This window comes from Lachnoclostridium sp. An138 (genome assembly GCF_002160765.1).
GTDB lineage: Bacteria > Bacillota > Clostridia > Lachnospirales > Lachnospiraceae > Laedolimicola > Laedolimicola faecalis.
Genome location: NZ_NFLF01000011.1, coordinates 42,256 through 55,243 on the forward strand (window position 1 = coordinate 42,256; position 12,988 = coordinate 55,243).

Annotated in this window: 13 protein-coding genes; all 13 read left to right on the forward strand. The window is 50.8% G+C overall.

Features of this window, described 5'->3' with window-relative positions; genetic code table 11:
* Positions 1-16: 16 nt before the first annotated feature.
* Positions 17-958 carry a glycosyltransferase family 2 protein gene (locus B5E82_RS10440; RefSeq protein ID WP_087307491.1) on the forward strand — a complete coding sequence of 314 codons (942 nt, stop codon included), beginning with the start codon at positions 17-19 and terminating at the stop codon, positions 956-958.
* The gene (locus tag B5E82_RS10445; RefSeq protein ID WP_087307492.1) at positions 942-1,301 is read left to right on the forward strand and encodes an EamA family transporter; all 360 of its coding nucleotides are present in this window, start codon (positions 942-944) and stop codon (positions 1,299-1,301) included. Before B5E82_RS10440 ends, B5E82_RS10445 begins: the two co-directional genes overlap by 17 nt.
* A gap of 1 nt (position 1,302) precedes the next feature.
* Entirely contained in the window at positions 1,303-1,632 is a 330-nt protein-coding gene (locus B5E82_RS10450) for an EamA family transporter (RefSeq protein ID WP_087307493.1), read from the forward strand.
* Between the two features lie 47 nt (positions 1,633-1,679).
* The gene (locus tag B5E82_RS10455) at positions 1,680-2,108 is read left to right on the forward strand and encodes a GtrA family protein (RefSeq protein WP_087307494.1); all 429 of its coding nucleotides are present in this window, start codon (positions 1,680-1,682) and stop codon (positions 2,106-2,108) included.
* A gap of 41 nt (positions 2,109-2,149) precedes the next feature.
* Positions 2,150-3,742 (forward strand): CotH kinase family protein, encoded by a 1,593-nt coding sequence (locus tag B5E82_RS10460; protein ID WP_087307495.1) that lies wholly within the window; start codon positions 2,150-2,152, stop codon positions 3,740-3,742.
* 17 nt (positions 3,743-3,759) lie between these two features.
* Positions 3,760-5,382: a CotH kinase family protein gene (locus tag B5E82_RS10465; protein ID WP_140393127.1), complete on the forward strand. Its 1,623-nt coding sequence runs from the start codon at positions 3,760-3,762 to the stop codon at positions 5,380-5,382.
* On the forward strand, positions 5,375-6,100 hold the full coding sequence (locus B5E82_RS10470) for a polyphosphate polymerase domain-containing protein (protein WP_087307497.1): 726 nt from the start codon (positions 5,375-5,377) through the stop codon (positions 6,098-6,100). The genes B5E82_RS10465 and B5E82_RS10470 overlap by 8 nt, the downstream gene beginning before the upstream one ends.
* 93 nt (positions 6,101-6,193) lie before the next feature.
* The gene (locus tag B5E82_RS10475; protein WP_087307498.1) at positions 6,194-6,868 is read left to right on the forward strand and encodes a DUF4956 domain-containing protein; all 675 of its coding nucleotides are present in this window, start codon (positions 6,194-6,196) and stop codon (positions 6,866-6,868) included.
* 9 nt (positions 6,869-6,877) lie between these two features.
* On the forward strand, positions 6,878-8,332 hold the full coding sequence (locus B5E82_RS10480; RefSeq protein WP_087307499.1) for a glycosyltransferase family 2 protein: 1,455 nt from the start codon (positions 6,878-6,880) through the stop codon (positions 8,330-8,332).
* Positions 8,319-9,278: a glycosyltransferase family 2 protein gene (locus tag B5E82_RS10485; RefSeq protein WP_087307500.1), complete on the forward strand. Its 960-nt coding sequence runs from the start codon at positions 8,319-8,321 to the stop codon at positions 9,276-9,278. The genes B5E82_RS10480 and B5E82_RS10485 overlap by 14 nt, the downstream gene beginning before the upstream one ends.
* A gap of 6 nt (positions 9,279-9,284) precedes the next feature.
* Positions 9,285-10,694: an undecaprenyl-phosphate glucose phosphotransferase gene (locus tag B5E82_RS10490; RefSeq protein ID WP_087307501.1), complete on the forward strand. Its 1,410-nt coding sequence runs from the start codon at positions 9,285-9,287 to the stop codon at positions 10,692-10,694.
* Positions 10,695-10,721: 27 nt separating this feature from the next.
* On the forward strand, positions 10,722-11,939 hold the full coding sequence (locus B5E82_RS10495) for an LCP family protein (RefSeq protein ID WP_162610760.1): 1,218 nt from the start codon (positions 10,722-10,724) through the stop codon (positions 11,937-11,939).
* Positions 11,940-12,050: 111 nt separating this feature from the next.
* On the forward strand, positions 12,051-12,986 hold the full coding sequence (locus B5E82_RS10500) for a glycosyltransferase family 2 protein (protein WP_206415669.1): 936 nt from the start codon (positions 12,051-12,053) through the stop codon (positions 12,984-12,986).
* Positions 12,987-12,988: the final 2 nt, after the last annotated feature.

Here is a 12,988-nt window from a genome sequence, read left to right on the forward strand (position 1 = left end):
TGAAGGAGAGAAAAAAATGGACGTATCGTTTGTAATACCATGTTATGGCTCAGAGCATACCATAGAGAAAGTTGTGGATGAGCTGAGGACTACGATGGCGCAGAGGCCGGAATGCAGCTATGAGATTGTTCTGGTTAATGACAATTCTCCGGATCAGGTCTGGGGAGTGATACAAAAGCTTGTAAAGACATACGGCAATATGAAGGGAATTTCCTTGGCCCGCAACTTTGGACAGCACGCCGCGCTGATGGCGGGATACAGAAGCTGCAGCGGCGATATTGTGGTTTCACTGGATGACGACGGACAGACGCCGGCGGACGAGGCTTTTCTTCTGATCGATAAAATCAAAGAAGGATATGACGTGGTATACGGATGTTATCCGGAGATCAAGCAGTCCCATTTCCGAATCTTCGGAAGCTGGGTCAATGAGAAAATGATAGAGGTGCTTCTGGGAAAGCCCCGGGAACTGAAATGTACCAGCTATTACGCGGCGAGAAGATTTATCATTGAAGAGATGCTGCGGTACAGAAATTCTTATCCGTATGTAGGCGGATTGGTTTTGAGAAGTACAAAGAATATAGCGAATGTGCCAGTACACCACCGGGCGAGAATGGAAGGAAAATCCGGGTATTCTCTGGGGAAGCTTCTTGGCCTGTGGTTTAACGGTTTCACCGCTTTTTCGGTCAAGCCTCTCCGGCTGGCTACAGTGGTAGGATTTTTGTGCGCAGCGGCAGGCTTTATCTATGGCGTAGTTATGGTGCTGCGCAAACTGCTTGGATATACGACAGTGCTTGGCTACAGTTCTCTGATTACCGTGATTCTGTTTATAGGCGGAATTATTATGGTTTTGCTTGGAATTATAGGGGAATATATCGGAAGAATCTATATCAGTATCAATAATGCGCCGCAGTATGTGATACGGGAGACAATCGGAGGCAGCGATGAAAAAACTGACTAAAAGCGAAAAAATGACCTTTCTTGGACTGCAGCTTCTTCTGCTGATTTATTCCCTGAGTGGAATCTTCTCAAAAATGGCGGCAGGACAGCCGTTTTTATCCAGAGAGTATGTCCTGTATTATGGAGGGGTGCTTTTTATTCTGGCTCTCTACGCGCTTGGATGGCAGCAGGTCATCAAAAGACTACCCCTGATTACTGCCTACGCGTCTAAAGCGGTTACAGTAATCTGGGGAGTGGTATGGGGCGTTTTGGTGTTTAAAGAACATATCACAGTAATGAATGTGATAGGAGCAGCCGTCATCATTGCGGGAATTCTTTTGGTGGTATCGGAAGAGGAGAAATAGTATGGGAATTGCAATCTTTCTGGGATCGGTGCTGGTGGCTTCGATCTCGCAGATTATGCTGAAAAAGAGCGCCGACCGGAAATATGACAGGTGGATAGATGAGTATTTGAATTTCAGAGTGATTTTTGCATACGGCCTGTTTTTTCTTTCCAGTCTTCTGACGGTGTATGCATATAAATTTGTGCCTCTTTCTCTGGGGCCGGTGCTTGAGGCAAGCGGCTATGTGTTTGTCTCGGTAATGGGATACTTTATTTTGAAGGAGAAAATTGGAAAAAGAAAATTTCTGGGGCTTGTGGTGATCATCGCTGGTATTGTGATTTTCAATTTATAGATATATTGGCAGATTCATCTGCGGTTCAAAAGAAAACGGAGAAAATTATGAAAAAATTACTCGCACAAATCATCAAATTCGGAGCCGTGGGCTTCCTCTGCTTTTTCATCGACTATTTCATCATGGTCGGACTGACAGAACTGGCGGGGATTCCGTCGCTGATTTCCAGCGGCTGTTCCTACACGATCTCGACAATTGTAAACTATATTTTAAGCATTACCGTGGTGTTTGACGCGGACAAGGAAGCCAACAAGGCGGCCCAGTTTATCATTTTTGTAATCCTGAGCCTGATCGGGCTTGGCATCAACCAGCTTATTATGTGGCTGGGAACAGACTGGCTGGAAGGACTGATGCTGCAGAGCCAGATGCTGTCAGCGTTTGCGCGTTATGCTTACATGATTGTGAAGATCTTTGCAACGGCAGTGGTAATGGTTTATAATTTCATTACGAGAAAAATCTTTATTGAGAAGCACTGATCTTTCTGATAGAGAACTTTCGGATAGAGAAAGGAGCGGATATGCGGAATAGAAGGACAGCGCTTGCAATCGGACTGCTTCTGCTTGTCTGCGGATATCTCAGACTGGTGGTTTTCCCGCTGGAAGAGGCGGATATGGGGAGTCAGGCGGTTACAGAGCAGGAAGCGGAGGCGCTTAAGGAGGGGCGGACGGCCACGGAGGAGGAGCTTCTCCAGGGGCTGATATTTGCGGGAGAGGAACTGCCCTGCGACAGGCCCAGCGGCACCTTTTATCTTCCGGTGGATATGGACGAGGAAGACTGGGAGACCGGCACTTTCCTGGCGGAAGGCGGCGGAGTGAAAGTTTATCTTCTGGATAATCCCATGGAGGATGAGAAGCAGGAGGCTGTCCGGACAGGAAAGAGCTACCGCCTGCTGGCGGTAAGCGAAGATGTGTACCGGGAATATGCTGTGGTTTTTTCAGGACTTTCGATAGTGACGCTGGATACAGATACGGGCGCTGAGATTCGCTATGATGAGATTTACGGCACTCTCCGCTTTTACGAGGCGGATTCTAAGAAGGACTGGGTGACGGAAAGTGTTATGAGCGGGCATATCCGGGGAGGAAGCAGCCGGCTGAATCCGAAGAAATCCTATAAAATCACGCTGTACAAGAAGAATCAGACCGGAAGCGGAGCTCTCCGTAAGAATGATGTCTCGTTCCTGGGAATGAGAAGTGATAATGAGTGGCTTTTGTATGCCATGTACAGTGAGGATACAAAGGTGAGGGACAAGCTGTCCCTGGATATCTGGAATGAATCCGGATCCCTGGAGATTGACGGGGAAGGCTTCTACGGGTATCATATGGAATATATAGAGGTGTTTCAGAACGGAGAGTACTGGGGAATCTACGGATTGATGGAGCCTGTGGATTACAAGCAGCTGGACCTGACCGGGGAAGGCGAGGCGCAGCCGGTGGAATATCTGTACAAGCAGAAGGACGCGGGTGTCTTTGAGCTGAAAGGCAGCTGGACGGAGCAGACGGAAGAGGATTTTGAGATACTGGAGGCCTACCGGGCTTATCTGGAAGGCGATGATTCGGATTTTAAAGCTGAGATAGGAAATCTGATCGATGTGGATAATGCGCTGGATGTCTGGCTGTATCTGCAGGCGGTCATCGGCATGGATAATATAGAAAGAAACATTTTCTATCCAACTGTCTGGGAAGACGGACAGTACCGGATACGGTTTATGCCCTGGGACATGGATTATACCTGGGGAAATGTGCATGATTTTGACGCGGGAAACCGGACCCGGTTTTCGGAAGAGATTCTGACTATGCGGATTGCCTGGAAGCTGGGCGACCGGCTGATACAGCTTGATGTGGATAATGCCCGGGAAAAGGTGAAGGAAAGGTGGAAAGAGCTCCGGGAGACGGTATATTCCGATGAATGGCTGACGGAACATATCGACGCGTATGCCCGCCAGGTGGTGGATTCCGGCGCCTTTTCCCGGGATGAGGCTCTGTGGGTGAACGGCGGACACAACGATGATTACGAAAGCCTGAAGGAGCTGGTCCTTGAGCGGATGGCCTTTCTGGACGAACAGCTTACGGACCCGCTTGCCTATCTGGATTTGGAGGAATATGTAGAGTGAGGAAACGGAGAGCTCTTTTGCTGAATTTGATACTGCTGGCGTGTAGTCTGGCTTTCCTGTTCCTGTGGCCGTTATGGAAGGGTCCTATCGCGTTTCAGGAGGGAACGGAAGAGGAGATTTCGCGGCTTCTGGCGACTCATTCGCAGGCGGCGGAGCCCTTTTTCACGGAACTGGCTTTTTCCGGCGAGCAGCTGCCCTATGACCGGAATACGTCTACCTTCTACCTGCCCCTGAATATGGAGACTGATATATGGGAGAGCGGGCAGCTTACCAGTCTCGCGTCCGGCGTAAGCCTGATTTTTGAGGAAGATTTTACCGGCGCGGATAAGCAGGAGGCCATAAAAAACGGCACAAAATTTCGTTTCTATGCGGTGCGGGACGGAGAATATCAGGAATGCTGGCTGACGGTTACGGGTCTTTCAGTGGTTTCCATTGAGACAGAAGCGGACGCGGACGCGGAAATCTTTGGCGGAAGCGCCTATTTCTGGGACAGCAGCACAAAAGTGGACTGGACCTCTTCGAGTATCCTGGAAGCAAATATCAGGGGAAATACCAGCCGCACCTATGAGAAAAAGGGATATAAGCTGAGCCTGAAAAAGCAGAATAAGAACGGGGAGATTGTGGAGGATAAAAAATCCCTGTTCGGACTTCGAAATGATGATGAATGGCTGCTCAATGCCATGTACAGCGATTCCTCCAAAATCCGTGACAAGCTGAGCGCGGATATCTGGGCGGAAATAGGAGCTTATCAGGAGGAGTTCCCGGAAGCGTATTTTGGCACAAGGATGACTTATGTGGAAGTCTTTTTCAATCATGAGTACTGGGGACTTTATGTGCTGATGGAACCGGTGGATTCCAAACAGCTGGACCGGACGAAGGAAGGGGAGGGCGGCCAGGAGGAATATTCCTATAAGTCTGTGACGCCTCAGGATGTGTCTACGGAAGAACTGCTGAATCAGGAGGCTTACGGAGAGACCCTTTCCGGCTTTGAACTGAAGGGCAGCCATACAGTGATAGACAGGACTTCCTGGGAGCCGCTTTTGTCTTACCTGGAGCTGCGGGATCTGTCTGACGATGAAGCTTTTGCGGCAGCGGCTTCTGAGCTTACGGACAGGGAAGGGGCTCTGGATATCTGGATTTACCTTCAGGCGGTTCTTGGAATTGACAACCGTGGGAAAAACATGTATTATGTGGCAAAAAACAGGGGGAACCGTCAGGTGGTTTATTTTGCCCCCTGGGATATGGATATTACCTGGGGAGACGCTCTCAGCGAAGGAACCGGGGATAACGTATGGGATGTGGGGCTTTTCACTGCGCTCTATTCAGAGCGAATCAACTGGAGCTTCGGAGACCGGCTCATTGAGCTTGATGTGGACGGTTCCTGTGATTATGTGTCTGAAAGGTGGAAAGAACTGCGTCAGGGAGTGCTTTCGGATGAGAGTCTTACAGAGGAGATCGACGGACTGATTCATCAGGTACGGGATTCGGGGGCGCTGGAGCGTGACGCGGAGCGCTGGCCGGACAGCAATTCGGGACAGGATTACGAACTGTTCGTCCGGATGGCCCTGTACCGCATGAAAATCCTGGATTACTATTTTGACGGAAACCTGGAGGAATATATGGGGCTGGGATATGAGTAAAGCCCCAGGGAAAGGAAGAGCTATGGATTACCGGAATGAGATCAAATATATGGTGTCAGAGGCCCAGCTGGCGCTTCTGGAAAACAGGATAGGTCATCTGATTTCCCCGGACAGACATGCGGGGGCTGACGGGACCTATCAGATCCGCAGCCTGTATTTTGATGATTATTACAACAGCTGCTATAACGAAAACGAGATAGGCACCGATCCGAGAGAAAAATTCCGCATCCGGATTTACAATGCCGATCCGGGCCGTATCAGTCTGGAGCTGAAACGAAAGGAACACAGCATGACCCAGAAGCTTTCCTGCCTTCTCTCGGAGCAGCAGTGCCGGGAGCTGATGGCCGGCCGGCCTCTTCCGGCAGACCCGGCTTATCCTCCGGTGCTGCAGAAGCTGAATCTTCTGATGCGCACGAGACTGATGCGCCCGAAGGTGATTGTAGAGTATGACAGGACGCCTTTTGTGGAGAAGCTGGGAAATACCCGGGTGACCTTTGACCGCAATATCCGCTCCTCGGACGCGGTGCAGTCTTTTCTGGAAAAAAGAATTCCGGGAAGGCCGATTATGCCGGCGGGCAGACAGATTCTTGAGGTGAAATACGATGAATTTCTACCGGATTATCTGTGCAGGAACCTGCAGCTGTCCCGTCTGAGGCAGACCACTTTTTCCAAATATTATCTCTGCAGAAGATATTCCCTTTCCGGAACGCGGGCTTAAGAAGCGGCGGGAACGCAGATGGGAGATACAGAGAGAATAACGGCTGCGCCCGGCGCGGCGTGTATTCATATATAAAAAATGGAGGAACACTAAATGAGTTTTCAAGACATGTTTAAAAATTCGGTTCTGGAAGGGTTCACAAGCATGGATATTTCGGCCGGACGGATTATGGCTACCTTTGTGGTGACCTGCGTTCTTGCCTGTTATATCTTCCTGATCTACCGGCTGATGACCCGGAAATCCTTCTATTCAAAGGGATTTAATGTATCCCTGGCGGCGATTTCCGTGATCACGGCGGCGATCATTCTGGCCATGCAGTCCAACCTGGTGATTTCCCTTGGTATGGTCGGCGCTCTGTCTATTGTGCGTTTCCGTACGGCCATCAAGGACCCGATGGATCTGGTATTTCTTTTCTGGTCTATCAGTATCGGAATCATCTGCGGCGCCGGCCTTTATGAAGTAGCCCTTCTGACCTGCCTTGTGGTGACGGTGCTCGTCCTTGTTCTGGAGAATATTCCGGCTTCCAGGGCGCCTATGATGCTGGTGGTGAATCTTGCCGACGCGGATCAGGAGTCCCGGGTGCTGGATATCACCAGGAAATACAGCCGTTTCTACAAGGTGAGATCCCGCAATCTCACAGGCGGCGGCATGGATATGATTGTGGAAGTAAAGGTAAAGGATGAGAGTGCGTTCGTCAAGGAAGTCTGCGCTCTTGACACTGTGCAGTCCGCGTCTCTCATCGCCCACGACGGCGAAGTGACCTTCTAGGAGCGCTTCATGGGAAAACTGATCGGACTCTTCGGGCGCGGCTGGCGCTTTGTGAGGCGGTATGGCGTACTGCGTCTTTACCGGAAGGTGAAAGAGAGAAGAGACAGAAACCGGGCGGAAGCGGGATATGAGGACTGGCTTCTGGGACAGCTTCCTGACAGGGAAGAGACGGAAAGGCAGCGGAGCGTGGAATTTGCGTTCTCTCCCCTGATCAGCATCCTTGTGCCGGCTTACGAGACGCCGGAGCTTTTTCTGCGCCAGATGATAGATTCTGCGCTGCAACAGAGCTACGGCAGACTGGAGCTGTGCATCGCGGATGGAAGCCCGTCGGACGGGGTGAAGCGGATTGCGGAAGCGTATGCCCGGAAAGACAGCCGGGTGCGCTACCGGAAGCTGGACGAAAATCTTGGAATTTCAGGAAATACAAACGCGGCCCTCGGGGAAGCGTCCGGGGCCTACGTGGGCCTTCTGGATCACGATGATCTGCTTCTTCCAGGGGCCCTTTTTGAGATCGTGCGGGCCTTAAATGACGGAGAACCGGCAGACGCAGTGTATACGGATGAGGATAAGCTGGACCCGGAGAGGAACTGCCATTTCCAGCCTCACTTCAAGCCTGATTTTAACGGGGAATACTTAAGGAGCAATAATTACATCTGCCATTTCTTTGTGGTGAAGCGGGAGATCGCGCTGGAAGCCGGAGGGTTCCGCCAGGAATTCGACGGGGCTCAGGATCATGATTTTATCTTCCGCTGTACGGAGAAGGCGGACAAAATCCTCCATGTGCCCCGGGTATTATATTCCTGGCGCTGTCATGCCTCCTCCACAGCCGGAAATCCGGAGAGCAAGCTCTATGCGTTTGAGTCCGGAAAAAGAGCTGTGGCAGCCCATCTGGAGAGAATGGGCACGCCCGGGAAAGTCCTGAATACGGAAAATTATGGATTTTTCAGGGTCTGCTACCCGGAAAGTTTAGAATTATTAATAAAATCTTTTGAAAATTTTGATGGACAAACGGGTGTAAACGTTGTATATTATGATAAGGCATGTAATAATTCTGTAACAATTTTGGGAAAGGAAGATTATGTGCTTTTTACCCGTGTCCGCAGGGCAAAGATAAATAAAGGCTTCTGGAAGCAGCTGCTGGCCTGCCTGGAAAGGCAGGACGCGGGAATGGCCTGCGCGCGGGTGTATGGAAAGGATAAGAGGCTGCGGTGCGATATCCGCATGGCCGGCGTCCATGATCCGTTTGCGCAGGGAATGGAAGGGCTGAAAGCGGGATATTCCGGCTATTTTCACAGAGCCCTGCTTCAGCAGGAGCTGGAGGCTCCCACAGACTGTTTTCTGATTCGAAGAGAACTGCTGGGAGAACGTGAGACTGTATCGGTTCCGGAGCTGTGCAGACAGCTGAAGGAAAAAGGGTATCATATTTATTATGAGCCGTGGGCGGTGATGTATGAACGCAGGTGAGAAGGTATCCGTGGTGATACCCAATTACAATGGAATGGCCTTTCTTGAGACATGCCTGAAAGCTCTGCTTGCAGACGCGCCCCGGTCGGAGATTCTGGTGGTGGATAACGGCTCCTCTGACGGAAGCAGAGAGCTTGTACAGGAGCGTTTTCCGGAGGTGCGCCTGATTGCCCTTGACCAGAATTATGGTTTCCCAAGGGCGGTTAATGAAGGAATCCGGGCGTCTTTGCGGCCTTATGTGATTCTTTTGAATAACGACACCGAGGTGCTTCCCGGATTTACGAAAGCCCTGGCGGAAGCGCTTGAGGCGGACAGCCGCGCTTTTTCCGCACAGGCGCAGCTGATTTCTCTTCATGACCCGGAGAAGACAGACGACGCAGGAAATTTTTACTGCGCTCTTGGCTGGGCTTACGCGAGAGGAAAGGACCGTCCGGTGGAATACTATGAGAAACCGGGAAGAATTTTTGCGGCCTGCGCGGGGGCGGCAGTTTACCGGAAACACGTATTTGAAGAAATCGGTTATTTTGACGAAGCCCATTTTGCCTACCTGGAAGATATCGATGTAGGCTGGAGAGCCCGGATCGCGGGCTGGAGGAATCTGTATGTCCCGGCGGCAAAAGTTCTCCACGCGGGAAGCGGCACAAGCGGGTCAAGGTATAATGAATTCAAAGTAACCTTAAGCTCCCGCAATAATGTTTATCTGATATGGAAAAATATGCCTTTTCTTCAGCTCCTTATGAATCTGCCGTTTCTGCTGGCAGGCTTTGGAGTGAAATTTCTATTTTTCCTCAGAAAGGGCCTGGGCGGCATCTATGCCCGGGGACTTCTGGAGGGGGTTCGCATGTGTGGAAAAGGCACCAGGGTAAAGTTCAGTTGTAAAAACCTGCCCTGCTATGTTAAAATCCAGTTAGAATTATGGATCAATGTTGTTAAGAGATTTGGGTGAGAGAGTGTGATTAAGGACAACCAGCGTCATTTTAACCGGCTGCATGTGGTGATAGACGCGTTTATTATTGCGGCGGCCTATATCCTGGCATGGGCGATACAGTTTGAGATGCTGGGTGGAATATCGGGTTTTCTGTTCCAGCATTACATGAGCATGCTGCCCTTCCTGATTCCGCTCTATCTGATACTGTACGCGGCTTTTGGCCTGTATGCCACAAAGAGCGTCCGCAGGAAGCGGGTAGAGGTCGAAAAGATCGTACAGGCCAACACCATCGGTATTGTGCTGTTTATGACAGCCATGTTCCTGTTCAGGGAAAATGTGGAATTTACGAACAACTATTCCCGTATGATGCTGGTATGGTTTTATCTTGCCAATATCACGCTGGAATGCCTGTTCCGCAATTTTATCCGTCTGGTGCTTCAGCATATCCGCCAGAAAGGCTTCAATCAGAAGCATATGATTCTGGTGGGCTACAGCCGGGCGGCTGAGGAATACATTGACCGGATCAAGGCCAATCCCGAATGGGGCTACGATATCATGGGCATCCTGGATGACAATGTCCAGTGCGGCATGAAATACCGGGGTGTGGAGGTCTTTGGAAGGACGGAAGAGATTGCCGGAGTTCTGGAGACCGCGAAGCCGGATGAGATCGCGATTACTCTGGGCTTAAGTGAGTATTCCAAGCTGGAGCATATCGTAGCGGTTTGTGAAAAATCCGGTGTGCATACAAAGTTTATTCCTGATTACAATAATATCATTCCTACCCGTCCTTATACGGAGGATTTGATGGGCCTTCCGGTGATCAATATCCGTCATGTGCCGCTGACCAATACCTTTAACGCGTTTATGAAGCGCTCCATGGATCTGGCAGGGGCGGTATGCGCGATTATTATCTTTTCGCCTGTGATGCTGGTGACGGCCATCGCCATCAAACTGACTTCTCCGGGCCCGCTGATTTATACACAGGAAAGGGTAGGACTTCATAACAGGACATTTCGGATGTACAAGTTCCGCTCCATGGATGTGCAGTCTCCAAAGAAAGAGAGAGGCGCCTGGACAGTTCCGGGAGATCCGAGAGTTACAAAAGTAGGAAAAATCATACGGAAGACCAGCATTGATGAGCTTCCGCAGCTTTTCAATATTTTAAAAGGGGATATGAGTCTGGTAGGACCGCGTCCGGAGCGTCCGTTTTTTGTGGAAAAGTTCCGGGAGGAGATCCCGCGTTATATGATTAAACACCAGGTGCGTCCGGGCATGACCGGCTGGGCACAGATCAACGGTTACCGTGGAAATACTTCCATCCGTAAGAGGATAGAATATGACCTTTATTACATTGAGAACTGGACGCTGGGGTTTGATATAAAAATCTTATTTCTGACAATTTTCAAAGGCTTCATTAACAAGAACGCCTATTAAATGTTGGGAAACAGAAAGGGTTATGTTATGACAACCAATACGAAAAGCAGAAATGCGAGAAGAAAGAAAACGGGAAACGAAAGCCGGCGGGAACGCGGAACTCACAGAGAAAGAGATGAGTACGGCGAATATAAACTGAGCCGCAAGGAGCAGAAAAAGATCAAGAAAGCAAAGCGGAAAAGAAAACTGATTGCGATGCTGGCTGTGGAATTTGTGCTGATTCTGGTGCTTGGCGTCTGCGTCTTCGGTCTGAGCAAGATTGGAAAGCTCCAGAACCTGGGAGTTGATCCCGATGAGGTGGGCCAGAATGAGGATATGGACGCGAATACGGCAGAGCTTCTGAAGGGGTATACGAATATCGCCCTTTTTGGCCTTGGCTCCAGAACTCCGGGAAGTCTTGGAGAGGGAGAGCTGAGCGATACCATCATCATCGCCAGTATCAACAATGAGACGAAGGAAGTGCGTCTGATGTCCGTTTACCGGGATACCTATCTGAACCGGGCGGACGATACTTACGGAAAGTGTAACGCGGCTTATTCCAAAGGCGGCCCCAAGCAGGCCATGGAGATGCTGAATACAAACCTGGATTTGAATATCAAGTATTATGTGAGTATAGATTTTACCGCCCTGATTAAGACGGTGGATCTGCTGGGCGGCGTGGAGATCGACGTCAAAGAGGAAGAGATCGACGCTATCAACGGTTACATGTACGAGACAACCGAGATCGCTGAGAAAGCAGAGGATGACTCCATTAATCCCTACAACGATTTTATTACAGAGCCGGGACTTCAGACTCTGTACGGCGTGCAGGCTACGGCTTACTGCCGTATCCGTAAGGTAGGAAACAACGATTTTGAGAGAACGGAGCGCCAGCGCCGGGTGATTGAGCAGATTGTGGAAAAAGCCAAGTCAGCGGGGCTTGGTACGATCAATTCCATTATCGATGAGGTATTCCCGCTGATAGCTACGAATATTCCGCAGACGACTCTGATTGGCATGGCGGCCAGCATGATGTCTTATGAGCTGGGCGAGAGCAGCGGTTTCCCAAGTTACCGCTCGGACGCGAGAATGGACGGCCAGCAGGTGGTAGTTCCTGCGGATCTGGTGGCAAATGTGACGGAGCTGCATAAGTTCCTGTTTGATGAGGACGATTACTATCCCTCACCGACTGTACTTGAGATCAACGATAAGATTATCGCGGACACAGGAGTGACGGCGCAGGAGACAGACAGCAGCAGTGAATAAGGACTGTCAGGCAGGCCCGCCGGAAAGCGGACCCTGAAAAGACAGAGATAGAAGAAACAAAATGGACGGGGAAGGATTTGCCTCGTCCATTTTTACCGAGTGGAGAATAACATGAAGATCGATGTGATTATCCCGGCATACCGGCCCGGAGCCGAATTTCTGGAGCTGATAGACCGGCTGGAGAGACAGACGCTTCCCATGAGCAAAATCCTTGTGATGAATACCCGGTCCCAGGTGGATGTGGAGAAGCTGCTTGCGGACCGGCCCGAAATCCAGGTGGTATCCCTGGAAAAAAATGAATTTGATCACGGAGGGACCCGGGACCGCGCGGCAAGGCTTTCTGAGGCGGATTATCTGCTGTTTCTGACTCAGGACGCCCTTCCGGCAGACGCTCATCTGGTGGAAAGGCTTGCGGCGGCTTTCGGGGATAAAAGGGTGAAGGCGGCCTATGCCAGACAGCTGCCCAAAGAGGACTGCAGGGAGCTGGAACGGTATACCCGGAACTTTAATTATCCGGAGAAAAGCCGGATCAAGACGGCGGCAGACCTGCCGGAGCTGGGCATCAAGACCTTTTTCTGCTCCAATGTCTGCGCCATGTATGAGCGTGAGACTTATCTGGCCCAGGGCGGCTTTCCCCGCAGAACGATTTTCAACGAGGATATGATCTATGCGGGCGGACTGATTCAGAGCGGCTATGCCATCGCTTATGCGGCGGACGCGGAGGTGATTCATTCCCACAATTACAGCGGCAGAGAACAGTTTCACCGGAACTTTGATCTGGCAGTGTCCCAGGCGGAGCACCCGGAGATTTTCGGGGGCGTGGCCTCCGAGGGGGAGGGAATCCGCCTGGTGAAAAAGACGGCAGCCCACTGCCTGCAGATCGGGAAGCCCTGGCTGATTGCGGTCCTTGTCTGGCAGAGCGGCTGCAAATATCTGGGATACCGGCTGGGAAAGGCATACCGGAGGCTTCCCCGCGGCCTGGTACTTCGCTGTACCATGAACAGGGCATACTGGGAAAGGGAAGATGCCGGAGAACCCCGAAAATAACC